The 16,695-nt window shown below is 36.0% G+C and carries 10 protein-coding genes and 1 other RNA gene; 2 read left to right on the top strand and 9 right to left on the bottom strand.

The genetic code is table 11. The annotated features are described in order from the left end of the window. Positions 1 to 193: 193 nt before the first annotated feature. Complete coding sequence (locus BUB90_RS15870) at positions 194 to 4,339, bottom strand: UvrD-helicase domain-containing protein (RefSeq protein WP_073289418.1); 4,146 nt, start codon at positions 4,337 to 4,339, stop codon at positions 194 to 196. Continuing rightward, positions 4,340 to 7,840 (bottom strand): helicase-exonuclease AddAB subunit AddB, encoded by a 3,501-nt coding sequence (addB, locus tag BUB90_RS15865; RefSeq protein WP_073289417.1) that lies wholly within the window; start codon positions 7,838 to 7,840, stop codon positions 4,340 to 4,342. Positions 7,841 to 8,023: 183 nt separating this feature from the next. On the opposite strand from addB, the gene BUB90_RS15860 reads away from it, so the two are divergent. Further along, positions 8,024 to 8,458: a hypothetical protein gene (locus BUB90_RS15860; RefSeq protein WP_073289416.1), complete on the top strand. Its 435-nt coding sequence runs from the start codon at positions 8,024 to 8,026 to the stop codon at positions 8,456 to 8,458. 90 nt (positions 8,459 to 8,548) lie between these two features. On the opposite strand, the gene BUB90_RS15855 is transcribed toward BUB90_RS15860, so the two are convergent. From BUB90_RS15855 to BUB90_RS15830, 6 genes are all read right to left on the bottom strand, one after another. Beyond that, complete coding sequence (locus BUB90_RS15855) at positions 8,549 to 8,824, bottom strand: hypothetical protein (protein ID WP_073289415.1); 276 nt, start codon at positions 8,822 to 8,824, stop codon at positions 8,549 to 8,551. Between the two features lie 68 nt (positions 8,825 to 8,892). Next, positions 8,893 to 10,848, bottom strand: a complete 1,956-nt coding sequence (locus BUB90_RS15850) for an NAD(+) synthase (protein ID WP_073289414.1) — start codon at positions 10,846 to 10,848, stop codon at positions 8,893 to 8,895. A gap of 27 nt (positions 10,849 to 10,875) precedes the next feature. Further along, complete coding sequence (locus BUB90_RS15845) at positions 10,876 to 11,874, bottom strand: acyltransferase family protein (RefSeq protein ID WP_073289413.1); 999 nt, start codon at positions 11,872 to 11,874, stop codon at positions 10,876 to 10,878. A 204-nt stretch (positions 11,875 to 12,078) separates the two neighbouring features. Continuing rightward, positions 12,079 to 12,258, bottom strand: a non-coding RNA gene (gene ssrS, locus BUB90_RS15840) — 6S RNA. Positions 12,259 to 12,397: 139 nt separating this feature from the next. Further along, positions 12,398 to 13,930: a sensor histidine kinase gene (locus BUB90_RS15835; protein ID WP_073289412.1), complete on the bottom strand. Its 1,533-nt coding sequence runs from the start codon at positions 13,928 to 13,930 to the stop codon at positions 12,398 to 12,400. Further along, positions 13,930 to 14,625 (bottom strand): response regulator transcription factor, encoded by a 696-nt coding sequence (locus BUB90_RS15830; protein ID WP_073289411.1) that lies wholly within the window; start codon positions 14,623 to 14,625, stop codon positions 13,930 to 13,932. Before BUB90_RS15830 ends, BUB90_RS15835 begins: the two co-directional genes overlap by 1 nt. Positions 14,626 to 14,961: 336 nt before the next feature. On the opposite strand from BUB90_RS15830, the gene BUB90_RS15825 reads away from it, so the two are divergent. Then, positions 14,962 to 15,615, top strand: coding sequence for an Ig-like domain-containing protein (locus BUB90_RS15825; RefSeq protein WP_073289410.1), 654 nt, complete (start codon positions 14,962 to 14,964; stop codon positions 15,613 to 15,615). Positions 15,616 to 15,754: 139 nt separating this feature from the next. Here BUB90_RS15825 and cysK read toward each other — a convergent pair whose 3' ends face one another. Further along, positions 15,755 to 16,690, bottom strand: a complete 936-nt coding sequence (cysK, locus tag BUB90_RS15820; RefSeq protein WP_073289409.1) for a cysteine synthase A — start codon at positions 16,688 to 16,690, stop codon at positions 15,755 to 15,757. Positions 16,691 to 16,695 lie beyond the last annotated feature (5 nt).

Here is a 16,695-nt window from a genome sequence, read left to right as displayed (position 1 = left end):
CTTAATTAAATATATTTTAATAATTACATTTTCTAGAGTATAGCCCTATATGTCAAAAATATGCAAAACAGCAAAAAAGAAGGGAATTCTTCTTTAACAGAATCCCTCCTTTTAATCATAAATATATCCATCCTGATTACTACCGACTTAATAACTTACCTATCCTTTTGAATACCATAGTAATAGATATTTTCTATACTTCAACTTCTCTTTGAAGTGCAAAAGAATATAGAATTCTTTGACTAACTTTCTTCCCAGTAGTCTGTTCTATGGCTCTTTGATAATAATCTAATTGTACTTTATATCTAGAACGAAGAATCTCCTCTCCGCTCTCCTTCGGAATATGGTCCGTTTTATAATCGACGATAACAATCTGCCCATGTTCCTCAAAGAAACAGTCAATGATACCTTGTACAAGAATAGGTTCTTCGCTCATGAAATCTGGACGGATCTCCTTGGCCTTCATAGAGAAAACAAATTGCTGTTCACGGTGTATCTTACCTTGTTTCCCGGCACGTTCCATACGTTTTGCAATATCTGATTTCATGAATGCTACAATCTGATACGGATTCACTACTTCTGCCTCTTCTTCTGTAAGTATTGTCTTCTCCACTAACTGCCTAGTAGCCTCCTGTATCTTTGTAACCGTTGGCTCATCAAGAATCGGGATACATTCCAATACTTTATGGTATACGGTACCCCTTCTTGCCCCTTGTACGGGTACTGACTCAAGCATAAACCTTGGAAGAAGCTCGTTATCTATATCTTCTATTTGATTCTCTAATGGATTTTCTAACTGATTTACTTCCTCCTTGTCTGTTTCTTGGTACTCGAATGGAATTGGCTCTTCCATTCGATCATGTATTTGGCTTGTTTCTTGCAACAGTGATAGTTCACCAACTAATTTACTGTCATTAGAATTGAATAGTTGCATACTTTCTTCATCATCAATCATCTGACCTAACTTTTTCAATTCAGATACCGTAATCTTGGCATGTAATTTCACTTCATTGGCAAAGGGATATTCAAAACCTAAGTGTTCATGAATAGATTCTCTAATGCTCTCATCATACACCTGCTCTGCATCCCATTGTAATAGCTGCTGTTTCTTATCTGTATTCACAAGTTGTCTCGCCACTTCCTCTTCAACAGTGCGAAGTACATCGATTGTTTTTATTTCAAAATTAGCCTCTACATCACGTTCCTTATTTGGTTCAAGATTCACTCCGGGTAGAATATTATACTGCTGTAGTAAGGAGTTGCAGTCCTTATGTCTTACCAAAGAAGGCATCACCCAATCAAAATAATTCCCTGCTCCCGCTAATTTTTGAAACAATAATGAACGGTTGGTCTGATCTTTTGTATCTGACCATTTCTTCAGTTTATCACCAACTGACGGTACATATCCGGTAAGAATTAATTTCTCTTTGGCACGAGTTAATGCAACATATAGAACACGGAGCTCTTCACCAAGGTTTTCAAGTACAATTCTCTTTTGGATGAATTTCTTCAAAAGCGTCGGTGACTTGATACGAAGGTCCGGGTCCACATAATCGGGACCAATTCCCAGGTCCGGATGAATAACTAGTTTGCTTCTTGCATCTTGGTTGTTGAATACTTTGCTCATGCCCGCTACGAATACAACTGGGAATTCAAGACCTTTACTCTTATGAATACTCATGATACGAACTGTATTCTCGCCTTCCCCTACCGTTACAGCCTCTCCGAAGTCAATATCATACTTATGCAGCTTCTCGATATAACGTACAAACTGAAAAAGACCATGATAACTTGTAGCTTCATATTGGACTGCACGCTCAATTAACATATCAATATTCGCTTTACGACGATCCCCTGCTGGCATCGCTGATACATAATTGTAATAGCCAGTATCCCTAATTACTAACCAGATTAATTCATGGATTGGTGTATAGGCCAGACACTCCCTATAATTCTCTAATCGTTTAAAGAATAGTATAAGTTTACTTCCGATTTCCTCATTGATTTGATTATCAAGCTCTGACGTTTCTACGATATAACTTGCTGCTTTCAGGTTCTTTTCAGTAGTACCACATTCATTATCATTAATAAACTCAGTTTCTATCTCTTTATTAGCATCTTTATCTACATCTTTATAAGGATCATTACCGGAATCTTTAGCAGACTTATTATCAACGACCGCTTGATACCTCTGCGCATAATGCTTCACTGCATCATACATATCACAATCATCTTTGACACCACGAATAATTGCTAAGTCCGTTGAGGTTAGACCTACCATCTTCGAATGCAATACTGCTGTTAACGGAATATCTTGTCTTGGATTATCAATAACACGTAACATATTAAGGATTGTACGAATCTCTATTGTAGAGAAATAGCCCGATTGGGTATCGGAGAAGGCTGGGATTCCCATTGACATAAGTGTATCTGCGAAAGTCTGAGACCAACCACTCATCGTTCTAAGTAGTATTACAATGTCACGGTATCTAGCAGTCTCGTAACATTTCTTCTCTTTATTCCATACCTTAAGGCCAGTTTCTGGTTGAATTAATTCTTTAATTCTAAGTCCAATTGCCCTTGCCTCAAGCTCCCTAGCTGTATATTCTTCTTGCTCTTTATCAAGTTCTGTCTTCTCTATCTTAGTTTCTTTCTTACCTTCTGTTTTCCCATCATTATACTCTATACCACTTTCACTCTCACTACTTTGTTTTTTATCCGCGCTAGCTAAAAGTTCTTCCTGCTTATCGAACTCTTCGTCCGTTACAAGCAAGACTTCCGTAGTAGTAGAGATTCTATCATCGCATGGTTCAAACACAGCTCCGGGATTTAGCGCCGCATCGTCATCATAATCGATGTTGCCTAATTGCTTCGTCATAATCTGTTCGAAGATATAATTGGTGCAAGCAAGCACTACCGCTCTACTTCTAAAGTTTGCATGTAAATCAATTCTTTGCTTTGCACCTTCTTCAAGGGAATAGGTATGAAATTTCTCCATGAACAACTCTGGTCTAGCAAGACGGAACTTATAGATGCTCTGCTTAACATCACCAACCATGAACAGATTGTTTCTTCCTAGCCTCTCCTTAGAGATACTTGTTAGAATCGTCTCCTGAACTAAGTTACTATCCTGATATTCATCAATTAAAATTTCCTCGTAATACTCACTCAAATCATCTGCAACATTCGATGGAACAACTACTCCCTCTTCCTTCTTCACAAGTATATTAAGCGCGAAATGCTCCAAGTCATTAAAATCAACCAGGTTCTTCTCTTCCTTAGCCCCAGCATAACGTTCTGCGAATTCAACGGTTAGATCGATTAGTACTTTCATAACAGGTGCTACCTTTTGTAAGTCTGTTAACATTTCTTCTTCCGGTTGATAAAAATAATTCTTCTTAATATCAACAACCGCTTTCTTCACTTCATCACGGATAGCTTTTACTTGTTCTCTCTTCGTAGGATCTACATCCTCATCTTTCTTACGGGACAAAGCCTTCCACTTAAGGCTTTCTAGAACTTCCGAATACTGATGATAGGATTCTGCCTCCATAAGCTGACGAATGACTAAATGATCTTCCTGCAATGCCTCATCATACATATAAGGACCACCTATACCATTCGCAAGCTCTCTAGCTTGTTCATTGCGACACATCAAATCACCTGTCATGGATTTGATATAATTAAGCAATCCCTTCATCCACTCCGTTTCTTGTAAACTATCCACTGATTCCAAACGAAAGGACTTCTTTTGCGATTCTAACCAATCCATAGGCCATGGATAACTCATTGAAAAATGATACAACTGTAGAATCAATTCTTCCAAAGCAGTATCTGTCTTTCCACTGGCATAACATTCTACAAACGTAGTAAAATCTTCTTCTGCTTTCTCATACCGATCCTCTAATAACTCTTCAATTACATCTGCACGAAGGAGTGTAAGCTCTGCTTCATCGGCTATACGGAAGGAAGGGTCTAAGTCGATGACATTGAAGTGGTTACGGATAACATTTAAACAGAAACTATGAATAGTTGTAATCTGCGCACTGTGAATTAGCATCATCTGCTTCTGTAGATGCTTGTTATCCGGCATACTATCTAACTTCTTCTCGATTGCCTGCAAGATTCTCTCTCGCATCTCTGCTGCCGCTGCATTGGTAAAGGTTACGATTAACAGTTTGTCTACATCAACAGGATTCTCTCCCTCTGATATCATCTTAATAATACGCTCAACAAGTACTGCTGTCTTACCGGACCCCGCTGCTGCCGAAACTAAGATATTCCGATCTCTAAGATCAATTACCTTCTGCTGATCACTCGTCCATGCTACTTCAGCCATCTATTCCACCTCCTTTGTAAACACACATTCCATCTTAGCAAATACATCTTCTTTCTCTAACTTCTTCAATTGATGATACCGATTGCCTGGTAACTTCACATCAAAGCCACAGATTCCTTGGAAAGCACAGTAATCACAAGCTGTACGATCTCCTAACTTATAAGGATTTACCTCTGCCTGTCCATCTAAGATTTCTCTTCCGATCTCAACGATCTTATGATTCACATACTCCGTCATCTCTTTGAACTGTCTACTTGATGCGGTTGAAGAACGTTTTGTTGGATATCCTTCTTTGTTTGTCTCAATTGGTACAACATCGGATTTTACAGAACCATTAATATTCCCCTCTGCGTCCATGAAGGAAGTGTCTAGGTATTTGCTTACATGCATGTCGTCATTAACAAGACCATTCATTCTAAGTTCTTTCAGTATTGCAGTCTCCACATCACTTGTCTTATCAACGATTGGATCATCGATGTTGTAATAAAATACACCAGCTGGTTCGATTTTATGGTCTGGATTCTTCTTCTGTTGCAATTCCATACTTGCGCTTAGATAAACCACCAACTGTAATTGTAATCCATAGAAGATTTGTCCCATATCAAGCGAGCTATGCCCTGATTTATAGTCGATTACCTTAACTAAGAACCGATTCTTCTCTGGTTCTTCATATATATCTACACGGTCAATCCGTCCTTGTAATTGCATTCTTGCATCTTGTGCCAATTCTACATTTACCGTATCTAGATTATCAAGGAAGGAGAATTGTAATTCGAAAGCTTCTGGTTCGAATCTCCCCTTTCTTACTTGGGTACACAAAGCCCATATGGTACGTTTCGTGATTCTCATCACACGCTCTAACATATAAGAATTACGCTTACTACTTAAGATAACTTGATTTCCATAGTCAACCGCTGCTTCTTCAACAGCCTCCTTGGTAAATTGCTCCCTCACTTCATCTGGTATAGAGTACCATTCATACTGGCTATTCTTCACCTTCTTAGAGAAGAGGTCAATTGCCTTATGAAATATATTTCCGATATCAGGTACCGCCAAACGATATTCCTGACGTTCTAATAATCCAAGTCCATAACTAACAAAATGAGCAAAAGCACAGGCTGCATATTTCTCCAACCTTGTTACACTTCCTGACAATTCATTGCCATATAGTGCTCTGGCTACTGCTTTTGGTAAGGAATTCTCCTCTGCTTCATAGAAGGCTCCTTCAATGATTGTATCTAATACTTTGCGCCGTTTTTCATCGCTATAATACCAACTATAGAGCTCTTTGAATGTGTCAGTTACAATGTTCAAAACCCCTCCATTACCGTCCCTTTCCCCGTCTGGTAATGCTTGATTTGTATCACAGAACTCACGAATCTGTTCGGTAACATATTGAATTCCTTGTCTTGTAGCTAAGATATACGCAAGGTCGTCCTTTTGATTATCACAATCCTGAACCTGTAACTTAGGAAAGATTTGCTTTAACTTACCAATCAGATAAGAAGCTTTCTTTGCCTTACCATCCATACCTACTTTACTGTAGGTTACATATAGATGCTTCCTAGGTTTTGTCAGATTCAGATAGAGATAGAACTGTTCCGTAAAGGTCTTCTGACGTTTGGTTGGTGCTAACTCCACTTCATGTTGCAATAGAACTTCCCTTTCCATATCAGAGATCAGTCCACCGCTATCCGAAGACTTAGGAATCAATCCATCGTTAACACCTAAGAAAAACAATGCTTTGATATCCTTTAATCTGGTTCGCTCAATATCACCCACAACAATTTGGTCAATGCTCGGCGGAATAATTCCCACCTTGATTTCCTCAAAACCAGTATCGAGTAATTTACTATATTCATCAAGTGGCACAATCTCATCCCCAAGAAGTTCTACCATCTTATCGAACAAGTCAAGAATCATACGATATACTTGCTTATATTCTTTGGCAAGGCTTAATTTACCTATGGCTTCAAATCTAGCTGTATAATCCATTAATTTAGCTGCAACTTGCTTATCTAGTAAGAAGCTACAGATTGCTGTACTGATTTCTCTTACATTTGACTCTTTGTTCTTAATAACTGTTCGCAACTGCTCAAGACCTGCAATAGCTTTTTTTCTCGCTTCATTCAAACGAATAAAGTCAATCTTACTTCTAGATTTATACGAACGATCCCAATCCTTATTCCATAAATTGAAACCTCTTATCCCCATTGCTAGCGCATAATTCTCTAAGTTATCCACTTCTTCCTTTGATATATCAACCAATTCACATCGAAGATAACGAAACATAGTTTCATAACTAAAGTCTCTTTGTATTACATCTAGCACACTGCGAATCAACTGGGCAGCAGGATTACCAATAATCCCTTTCTTGTTATCAATGAAGAATGGGATTCCTTCTTGTTCGTAATCATTCTCTATAATTCTTCCATACGTACCGATATCACCACTAACAACCGCAATATCCTTATAACGGTATCCTCCTTCTCTAATAAGCTTCTTAATCTGTACGATTGTAAATGCGACTTCCTCCGCAGGAGTCTTCGCAACATGGATACTAATATCCTTTACCTCTTCCTTATAAGAAACACGAGGATATCGAAACAGATTCTTCTCAAGAGCCGCCAATCCCGGACTCTCTAGAAAACGATACGGCACTTTATTCGCACCAATGCCTTCCAACCAAATTGCTTTATCGATAGGAACCTGCTCACTTATGGCAATCTCTTGTAAAGAAGCAATTGTCCTCTTACTCAGATGAAACAATTGATATTCCGCGTCTGCTACTGTTTGCTCTCTCTCATCGATTGTTACAGTAATATAGACCTTCTTGCATAGTCTTATAAGCTTAGTAAGAAGTTTCGTCTGAGAAGGAGTAAATCCCGTAAAACCATCTAGGCAGATTACGCTATCACGTACAAACTGAGAGTTCTCCACCTTCTCATATAATACATCAAGAATCTCTTCTGTTGTGATGTATTTTTCTTCTATATACTCACGAAATCCTTGATATACTGTCAGGATATCTTGTAATTTATTCTGAAGCATTGGACGCTTTGCCACTTGCTCTATTGTCTTTTCTAATTGATCCGGACTGATACTATACTGATAAATCTCAGAAAGCATGGACTTTAACTCACCGATAAAGCCTTGTTTTCTAACATTACTTTGGAAGATATTCAATTCTTCGCTCTTGTTCTCTACCACTTTTCTTAGAATCATACTCTTGCCAGTGTCTTCAAGGACTACCTTATCATGTCCACCTAATTCATCAAACACGCGGTAAGCAAGACGCATAAAACTAAGAATATCTATATTCATAATCCCATGGTTCGGATGTGCTGCAACCAGATCTCGTTGTGTCTGCATCGTAAACTGCTCAGGAACTACGACCAGATAATTCGTCTCTGGATTATGAATTGAGTCGTTAATAATCTCTTCGTACAATCGATGAGATTTGCCCGTTCCCGAACTTCCTAATATAAGTTGTAACGACATATAAGCCTCCTCCTTAAATACTTTCCTACAAACAATGGTACATCAAATAGTATCAAACGTCTACCCTCAGTCTTTTCCTGTCCTTAAGCTAATCAAAAAGGATTCAAGAAATGTTCCATTTTTTATCATAAATACAGCTGTAAAACAATATACTATAATAACGAAACTTATGGAGGATAAAAGATGTCAAAAACTAAGATTGTAATTATACAACTTAAAGAAATAATTTACACAGCAATATTTGCTGGCCTCGGTATTCTTCTTATATTACTTCTCATCTTTATGTTTCTACCAGACAAGAAGAAGGATCCTGATGTTCAAGAATCAGCGAAATATACAGCAGGAGTATGGACATCTGAATTAACGATAGGGGAGACTTCGCTAAATATAGAAGTTGTTGTCGATGAAAGCCACATTAATTCAGTTAGTATAACAAATCTTAATGAAACGGTAACTACAATGTATCCTTTACTCAAACCATCTCTTGATGATATTGAATCCCAACTATGTAGTACAGGAGATATTGATTCCGTTAAATTATCCGAAAACAGTAAATATACGCAAACCCTTTTACTTGATGCAGTAAAAGCAACCCTAGAAAAGGCAGAAAAAAAATAACCTGTATCGAAACAGTATTACCTACATAAAAAGATTTGGGATATTGTAAACTAGTTCAATCCAATTAACTAGGCTACAATATCCCTTCTTTTATAACTTGAATGTTTTCCAATATCCGTCTAAATCATTATCGCGGAATGCGCGGTAATACGCAAGCGCAATTTGTGCCATTAACTCATCATCATAAACTTTAATGTAGATTTCATCTTTCGACTTAATGGCAATGTTTTTATTATTCCCATGTCTCATAATATACGCACGTGCTTTCTTTTCCCAATCAAGGATTGTTTTCTCTTCAAGCACATCGTACTCTGTCATCTGAAACTTCACTTCTTCTATAAAATCTTCAATATCATATGATTCCATACTTATATTCTCCTCTGTTAATACACTATTGTTCATAGACTGCTATTTATAACATAATCCAAAACAAATTAGATTGCAATACCATAATCCCTCTTAATCTGTTCTAAGTCTTTCAGCCATACTACGCTACTTGCATCACTTGGCATACGAAGATCTCCTCTTGGTGATACTGCAACACTACCAACCTTCGGTCCATCAGGTAGACAATTTCTCTTAAACTGTTGTGAGAAGAATCTACGATAGAACGTATTTAACCACTTATAGATAACAGAATCATCATATTCACCTGAAAAAGCGATGCGAGCGATACGAAAGATTTTGCTTGGTGTAAAACCAAATCTCAATACATAATACATGAAGAAATCATGTAATTCATATGGTCCAACTAGATCTTCCGTCTTTTGTGAAATCTCACCATCTTTAGGAGGTAATAATTCTGGACTTACCGGAGTGTCTAGTACATCAAGTAAGATGTCTTTTAAATCAGTATCATCTAACGTCTCTGCATAGTAATCCACAAGATAACGAACCAATGTCTTAGGTACAGAACTGTTTACACCATACATAGACATATGATCACCATTAAATGTAGCCCAACCAAGTGCAAGTTCTGACATATCTCCGGTTCCTATTACAATACCACCAACCTGGTTAGCAACATTCATTAATATCTGTGTACGTTCTCTTGCTTGCGCATTCTCATACGTAATATCATGTACATTCACATCATGACCTATATCACGCAGATGTAGTAGAACCGCTTCTTTAATCGGTATTTCTTTTAACGTAGCACCTAATTTATTCGTTAATGAAACTGCATTGTTATACGTACGGTCAGTGGTTCCAAAACAAGGCATGGTTACCGCTATAATATTACTTCGTTCTAAGCCCATCATATCATATGCTTTCGCTATAACTAACAATGCTAATGTGGAATCAAGTCCTCCCGATATTCCCAGAACTGCATGCTTACAACCGATATGCATAAGGCGCTTCTTCAAACCTAGTGCTTGAATATTAAGGATTTCTTCACAACGTTTATTACAACTATCCTTATTGCTTGGAACAAAAGGTGTCTTATCAAACTTACGAGTTAAAGAGGTTTCTAAAGGACCCTGGTTTATATGATCTGTGAATGTGAAATCTACAAAAGTATAGTTTTCATCACTGCTTGTACAGAATGTCGACATTCTTCTTCTCTCACTTACTATCTTCTGTATATCTACTTCTGTTATGGTTAAATCATTGGTAAAACGTGGTGCTTCTTTTAAGATAGTACCATTCTCTGCAATAATATTATGGCCCGAGAAAACCACATCTGATGTAGATTCGCCTTCACCAGCACTGGCATAGATATACGTACTCATCGTTGATGCCGATTGTACACGCACTAAATCCCTACGATACATATCTTTACCTGTTGTTTCATTACTTGCAGAGGTATTCGCAATCATTGTTGCACCTGCTAGGGCATGTCTTGAAGAAGGTGGAATAGGCACCCATAAATCTTCACAAATCTCAGCAGCTAACACAAAATCTTGCATGTCCATACAGCGGAACAAAAGATTGGATCCAAATGGTACATGCTTTTCATCAAGAATATCTACATATTCTACCTTCTGGTTTCCAACTCCAAAGTATCTAGCTTCATAGAATTCTGAATAGTTTGGAACATTTACCTTTGGAACTATTCCTAATAGTTTATCTTCAAAAATTACAGCTGCAACATTATATAAATTACCAAGTTTCATTACTGGTAATCCAACTACTACAACCATATTCAGATTCTTGGTTGCTCGTATAATCTTTACTAGTGATTCTTTGGCAGATGTTAATAATGCATTCTGCAAGAATAGATCACCACATGTATATCCTGTGATACATAATTCAGGAAGTACAAGAACACGAACCTCCTCTTTTGCCGCTTTATGAATTAGTTCAATAATTTGTTCTGTATTAAATGTTGTATCAGCTACCTTAACCGTTGGTGTGGCTGCTGCTACTTTTACAAATCCATGTCTCATAATACGCCTCCAATATTATAGCCCAATTTATTCTACTGATCGAAAGAATACACTATTTATCCAATCAAAGAATTGATTATACAGGTTTTGTACCCATTTCGTAGATAACACTCCAACAATAATTATGGAGGCTACTATAACAACTAATAGATACAATAAAGCGTTCTGTTTCAATATCATTATATCACCACAGTAAGCTTCTATCCATCTCACAATAAACATGTGTAGTAAATATATAACTAAAGTTCTTTGACCAATTGTTGTTAATATCGATTTCTTATTTGAAATCAAATTGATACATATTACAATCATTATGCATGCAATTATATAGTAGATTCCTCTATAAAGGAAGTCTTGAATCTGATCATTATCATTATAGTGATAACGTAAAAGTATATTGTTTACAGGTATCTCTCTTATGCAAGCAAGATAATAGATCACTCCACTTACAAGTAATCCAACTACTAACACTACTATTTTAGGTATTTTTCTAATTCTTATGATATGTTCTTGTTTCGTATAATATCCAGCTAAATAAAAAAATGTAAAGGTACAGATTCTTCCCATTGCCAGCACATTTCCAAACTCATGACTAAAACCAGCCAATAGCCCTAATGCTAGCGAAAAAATGAGGACATGTCGTATCTTAATCAAATCATGAAGTAAAAACTTCCATATCAACATTGCTAATAAGAACCAACTACTTCCCTTTGGTGTTAATACACGTAAAACAGTATTCTCACCCATTGGAAGTAAGAATCTTACTTGTATAAAGGTCAAGGCAATTAATGCTAGATACGGAAAAAAGAACTGCTCAAACACTTGCTGTCTGCATTTGATTGTATTCTTAGAAAAATATCCCATAATAAATATAAACAAGGGCATATGAAAATAAAAAATCCAGAAATAAATAAACCGCGTAAGATTTGATGGGTATGCCGCTAAATCAATGACATGACCAATAACAACTAAAAAAATTAAGAAACCCTTTAAATTATCAAATAACAATATTCTTTTCTCATCCATACTATCCTTGTGCACCTTCTATTAATTTATAATCAGCATATATTATGCTATATTATGGTATTTCAATTGATATTTATTGTCAAGAAATTTATTTTATGTAACATTAGATCTACTTATTATAAGAAACCTAATCTTTAATTCGAATTAATAACAGAATCCTATACAGCAAGAAAAGGCAGCCTACGCTGCCTTAATCATTTGTGTAATTACCCCAAAATGCCGTTTCCTGTATTTTGACTCCTAGCTATAGCTAGGTGGGTTACCTCACACAAGCGTCTGCCTTCCACTCCAAACGATGGCCTGGCATATTCTCATAAATATTGGTATCCCTTATTCATGAATGTAGGTTCAAAATAGCAAGAGTGTCGCACATTCCAGGAATAGTTACCTGTATTTGTTCTTTAATTTCTTATATTATACCTCTACTGAATTGATTTTTCAAGATAAAAGACTAATTTATTGATTTATATTACTAATTTCATATTTTAACTAATTATCTGATTTATATGAACAGCTTGTACTATTAACAGTCATCATCCGATAAAGAAGCTGCAACTTCATCTTCCAATTCTATCTCATATGAATTCTCCATATGGTCGAATGTAAATATAAATTCTGTTCCTTTTCCAAGTTCACTTATTACATCGATTTTACCATTATGCTTTATTGCTATTTGTTTTGCTATTGCTAATCCAAGACCCGATCCATTGGCATTCTGTCTTAACTTAGATTTATAAAATTTCTCAAAGATATAAGGTAATTCCTCTTTCGAGATACCTACACCTTCATCTTTAATTGATATTCTTATTGTGTCCATACAAGTTATTTTTATGTACAGGTTTGAATTTTCTTTTGAGAATTTAACCGCATTATCAAAAATAACCATGAACATCTGCCTCAATCGATCATAGTCACCTAACATCATAACCGACTCACTGTCTTTTTTGATATTAAGTGTAATATTCTTCTTTGAGCAAATAGCAGTCGCATTCCTTACAATGTCATCAAAGATTTGAATTAGATTAATTGGTTCTTTCTCAACTGCAAAATCTGGATTCTGTAATTTTGACACAAGTAACAAATCACCTACTAATCGTTCCATACCCTTGCATTCTTTCAACATTCTTTCATAATTGGAAGCTATTTTATCAGCATCAGTAATAATACCATCAATTAACATCTCTGTATAAGCTCTAATAACCGTAATTGGTGTACGAAGTTCATGTGATACATTTGCAAAGAAATCCATACGCATCTGTTCGAGGTTCTTTCTTTCCTCTTCACTTTGAGCAAGTCGCTCAGAAAGAATATCGAATATTCTTGCAAGATCACCAAGTTCATCCTGTTGATTACTATTAATCTTAAGAGAATAATCTCCTTCTGCAAGACCAAGTGCAGTAACACGCATCTTTGATATAGGCTTAGTAAGTTTTCGTGCGAATATAACTGCAACAATAAAACACACGAATAAAGCAGTTACCGCACTAATTAATATCATACGCAAACTATTTTTTATTAATTCCGTTTGCCCCCTAATCGGAGAATGCAACAACACCGTACCTACTATTTCTTTGTTCCCATCATATACAGGTACCCCAACGGACATTACTGTTTCTTTATAGATATCACTATAGTAAACCTTATCTGTTATGTTACCTTCTAGTGATTGGTGTAAAACTGATTTAATACTTGAATTCAAATCCATGTTGGTTAAATCAGTATCCGCAAGCTCTTTCATCGGACTATTCTCATCACCATTGTTTACAATCCAGATATCCATCTCCGATGTCTCTACCTTCTTCAAGGTCATCCAAAATGCCGGATATTCTTCATAATTCTCATATACAATATAATCATTGAGAATCCCTGCTATGCTTACCCCTTTGCTTCGTAATCGATCTCTATACGTATTCTTTGAGTTTGTCTTACTTAATTGCACAAACATCATGCCAAGTGTTGCTGCGAACAAACAAATTATAATAGCAAAATAAAGATAAACTCGAAATGATATTCTATTATATATCTTTACATTATTATCTTTATCTACAATGTTCATTATTCTTCCTCGATTTCGAATTTGTATCCAACTCCCCAAATTGTCTTAATCGTCCAATCTGAGTGTTCTACTTTATCTAATTTTGCGCGCAGTCTTTTAATATGGGAATCAACTGTACGGCTATCACCAAAATAGTCAAATCCCCACAAGCTATCTAATAAATTATCTCTCGTAAATACCTTATTCGGATTACTTACTAGAGTCCACATAGTCTCAATTTCTTTTTTTGTTAATGACATCTTCTTATTATCTATGTAGAGCGTATACTCATCTAAATTAATTTCAAGATTACTGATAGAAATCGTATTCTCAGATTTCTGTGGTTGAGTGGAATTCGACATTCTACGAAGTACTGCTCTTACTCTTGCCATTACCTCACTTGGACTAAACGGTTTGACGATATAATCATCAGCTCCAATATCAAGTCCCATAATTTTTTCGAAATCTTCTCCCCTTGCAGTAATTAGAATAACCGGTGTGTTTGATTTGCTTCTTATCTTTCTACATACCTCATAACCATCTTCCTTGGGCATCATTACATCTAATAAAACCGCAACTGGATTATATTTTTGAAATAATTCCAAAGCTTCTACTCCATCAGCTGCAACAATTGGTTCATACCCTTCCTTTTGTGCATATGTAGATAGAATATCCGTTATATCATTATTATCATCGGCAATTAAAATATGTTGCATAGTCTAACCGTCCTTTCATTACTGTTACCCCAAACCTTTTTAAACAATACTAATCTATTATATCGTATTAACTATGTATTATACAAGTGTCATCCTTTGGTTAATTCTTAACAATTTCTTACGATATTACCTTAGAATGCTAGTTTTACACATAGATGCATAAAAACTTCCTAATAATTGGGAACTCATGGATACTCTACTAAAACTTGAATTTCTTACAAACTTGACATGTTTCTGACAAAGACTACTTATATAATTATCACGAGATGTGATATAATAAAAAATAGGTTAATGTTAATACTGAATGCATGATAGGAATGCAGATAGGAGTTATGTATGAACGTTAAAAACTTAAAAAAACGGTTATTTGCAATTGGTCTTGCAAGCTTAGTAGTAAGTACGATACCTATTCCAATCAATAAATATCCTACTACAGCTAAAGCAAGTCAAGTTACGAATCCTTCAGATGAAGATTCTAGTAATGCAAAATTAAATGTTAAAAACAAATCATTAGTAACGAATTCAACTTATACCTTAAAGGTATATAATGTGGAGAACAGTCAGACTGTTTCTTTTAAGTCTGATGATACAGCAATTGCAACTGTTGATAAAGATGGCGTAATTACAGCAAATGATGTAAACGGAACTGTTATAATTACAGCTACTGTCAAAGAGAAATCTAAGACGATTAAGACATTAGAATGTGAAATCACGGTCGGACCACCTGCCGCAAGTATTGTCTTAGCTAAATCTGAGTTATCACTTGCTGTTGGTAAAAGATATCCGTTCCTTGAGAATCTTCTTGTTATCAAACCCAATACAACGGTTGAAATTCCAAAGTTCTCAAGTAGTAATGTAGATGTAGCTGTAATAAGCTCAACCGGGAAAATTACTGCTAAAGAGATTGGTAGCACTATTATTAAAGCTACTTTAGATAATGGATCCTCTGTTAGCTGCACAGTAACAGTTATCGAAAACTCTGAAAAATAAGTATTTTTAACATAACCCCAAATAAGCTGCCGCACTTTGTGTGGCAGCTTATTTGGGGTTTTTACATTGTGTTAATAGAAACTTTTATTTCATATAAGAAAAGCTTCTGTTCGTATACCACAGAAGCTTTCCTTTATTCTTATACTTCTTCAAATAATGGAGTTGATAGATATCTTTCACCTGTATCAGGTAATAATACTACAATGTTCTTACCTTTGTTCTCAGGACGTTTAGCTAATTCAGTAGCTGCGTGAATTGCTGCACCTGCTGATATACCAACCAATAATCCTTCTTCTTTTGCTACTGCTCTTGAAGCAGTGAAAGCATCTTCGTTTTCCACTTTGATAATCTCATCAACGATATCAAGATTCATAACTTCTGGAACAAAGCCTGCACCAATACCTTGAATCTTATGAGGACCTGGTTTTCCACCACTTAATACTGGTGAAGCAGCTGGCTCAACCGCAACAATCTTAACGTTAGGATTTTTTTGTTTTAATACTTCACCGTTACCAGTTACCGTACCACCAGTACCTACACCAGCTACGAAGATATCTACATTACCATCTGTATCTCTCCAGATTTCTTCTGCTGTTGTTTTTCTATGGATTTCTGGATTTGCTATATTCTCAAACTGTTGTGGTATAATGGCATTACCATATTCTTTCGCTAATTCATTTGCTTTCGCAATAGCACCTTTCATACCTTCGGCTCCTGGAGTTAATACAACTTCAGCTCCTAATGCTGCTACAATTCTTCTACGCTCAATACTCATTGTATCTGGCATTGTAAGGATTAAACGTAATTTCTTTGATGCTGCTACGAATGCAAGACCAATACCTGTATTACCACTTGTTGGCTCAATGATTACTGTGTCTTGATTAATCTTTCCTTGTTTAATTCCCTCTTCAATCATTGCAAATGCGATACGATCTTTAACACTTCCAAGTGGATTGAAATATTCAAGCTTAGCAATTAGCTTTGCCTCTAACTTATTATTTTCTTCATAATTTGATAATTCTAATAGTGGAGTGTTTCCAATTAAATCCGTTAATTTTTTTGCTATCTTTGCCATAATGC

The organism is Anaerosporobacter mobilis DSM 15930, assembly GCF_900142955.1.
Taxonomy (GTDB): domain Bacteria; phylum Bacillota; class Clostridia; order Lachnospirales; family Lachnospiraceae; genus Anaerosporobacter; species Anaerosporobacter mobilis.
This window is presented reverse-complemented; position numbering and strand designations above follow the sequence as displayed.

What these genes read in the sequence shown, in the direction of transcription:
- BUB90_RS15870 (WP_073289418.1), bottom strand. Translation starts at nt 4,339, where the DNA reads ATGGCTGAAGTAGCATGGACGAGTGATCAGCAGAAGGTAATTGATCTT.
- addB (WP_073289417.1), bottom strand. Translation starts at nt 7,840, where the DNA reads ATGTCGTTACAACTTATATTAGGAAGTTCGGGAACGGGCAAATCTCAT.
- BUB90_RS15860 (WP_073289416.1), top strand. Translation starts at nt 8,024, where the DNA reads ATGTCAAAAACTAAGATTGTAATTATACAACTTAAAGAAATAATTTAC.
- BUB90_RS15855 (WP_073289415.1), bottom strand. Translation starts at nt 8,824, where the DNA reads ATGGAATCATATGATATTGAAGATTTTATAGAAGAAGTGAAGTTTCAG.
- BUB90_RS15850 (WP_073289414.1), bottom strand. Translation starts at nt 10,848, where the DNA reads ATGAGACATGGATTTGTAAAAGTAGCAGCAGCCACACCAACGGTTAAG.
- BUB90_RS15845 (WP_073289413.1), bottom strand. Translation starts at nt 11,874, where the DNA reads ATGGATGAGAAAAGAATATTGTTATTTGATAATTTAAAGGGTTTCTTA.
- BUB90_RS15835 (WP_073289412.1), bottom strand. Translation starts at nt 13,930, where the DNA reads ATGAACATTGTAGATAAAGATAATAATGTAAAGATATATAATAGAATA.
- BUB90_RS15830 (WP_073289411.1), bottom strand. Translation starts at nt 14,625, where the DNA reads ATGCAACATATTTTAATTGCCGATGATAATAATGATATAACGGATATT.
- BUB90_RS15825 (WP_073289410.1), top strand. Translation starts at nt 14,962, where the DNA reads ATGAACGTTAAAAACTTAAAAAAACGGTTATTTGCAATTGGTCTTGCA.
- cysK (WP_073289409.1), bottom strand. Translation starts at nt 16,690, where the DNA reads ATGGCAAAGATAGCAAAAAAATTAACGGATTTAATTGGAAACACTCCA.